This is a genomic window from Pseudomonas sp. YL2 (genome assembly GCF_023063025.1).
Classification (GTDB): Bacteria; Pseudomonadota; Gammaproteobacteria; order Pseudomonadales; family Pseudomonadaceae; genus Aquipseudomonas; species Aquipseudomonas putida_A.
The window spans coordinates 1-1,192 of the sequence record NZ_JAJSLU010000041.1; the positions used below are offsets into that span (position 1 = coordinate 1).

Here is a 1,192-nt window from a genome sequence, read left to right on the forward strand (position 1 = left end):
TGTGGGAGATTCTATGTTGCTCAGCAACCCTAGAATCTCAAACTGATCGGTATTCGCCCTGATTCTTCATCAGGGTGAATGCCACTCGGCAGAGCTTGCGAGCAAGAGCTACCAATGCCTGTGTTTTCGAGAAGCCTCTGGCCAGGTAAGACTCGTAAAAAGGCTTCCACTTGGTTGAGCGACACGCCGCCATTGCGGCGTTGTAGGCTAATCGACGGATCTCCGGATCTCCTTTTTTGCTCAGGAACCTCGGGCCGTTCTTTTTCCCCGAATCGTCCACCGTCAGATCCATACCCAAAAACGCGATGAACGCGTCGCTGTTGGCAAAGTCACCGCGCATATAGGTCGTTGCCAACCCAGTCGCAGTCAGCTCTCCCACGCCCTCGATTGCTTTGCAGCGGTCAATATTGTCATCAATACCGGCCTCTTTGCTGACTTTGCGCAGCAGTTTTTGAATGACCTTGTCGGATCGCTCGAATGCCTTTTGCTGAGCCGTACGTTCTTTCTTCAGCAAGGGTTCATCGGCCCAGCTCAACATCAGACCCGTATGGTTCTGAATCAGCGTCGCGCGTCTGTGCAGCAAGCTTTTCAGTACGGTGTAGGCTTTAGGAGGCGGGTTCCAAAGCCGCAGTTTGCTTTGTTCATTCGTCAGATAGCGTGCGAGCACGCGTGCATCGCAGGGATCATTTTTGGCTCGCTGACCGACACCGCGACGATAGTGGCTGACTCGATAAGCATCCACCACATAGACCTGATGTCCCATCGCATGAGCCAGATCAACAGTCTCCAAATGGTAGATATTGGTGGCTTCGACAGCGATAGCGCTTTGCGCGGGCAGAGTTTTGAGCCAACGTTTGAGGGCGGCACGATCATTCTTGACCGCTTCAATGGTTTCCAAGTCGGCGCGATAGACAACGATTTCGGCCTTGGCGATATCGATACCAACAACCGTCTGCGAAGTAAGGATTGTCATGACGAATCCTCGGAGCTAGGGTTTAAGAGCTTGTTGGGGTCTACCGTTGCGCTGGCTTGTCTCTGTCGTCGGTTTACCGATGAATTCCTTATTGGCGCTTTGGGTAGAAGGGGCGGGACGAGAAGTCTCCCACGGTCTGTACTGGTCAGAGTCAGAATCGAGTCTGTAGTCCCGCCCACCCCTTCAAGTCTAAACATACAAGCGAGCCTGCTCGCGAAG

At 53.2% G+C, this 1,192-nt stretch carries 1 protein-coding gene; it reads right to left on the reverse strand.

All coding sequences use genetic code 11. From position 1 onward, the window contains the following. Window positions 1-37 precede the first annotated feature (37 nt). Window positions 38-973 carry an IS110 family transposase gene (locus tag LVD08_RS27995; RefSeq protein ID WP_103369841.1) on the reverse strand — a complete coding sequence of 312 codons (936 nt, stop codon included), beginning with the start codon at window positions 971-973 and terminating at the stop codon, window positions 38-40. Window positions 974-1,192 lie beyond the last annotated feature (219 nt).

Excerpts from the sequence above, each read along its gene's own strand:
- LVD08_RS27995 (WP_103369841.1), bottom strand. The coding sequence starts at position 973 with ATGACAATCCTTACTTCGCAGACGGTTGTTGGTATCGATATCGCCAAG.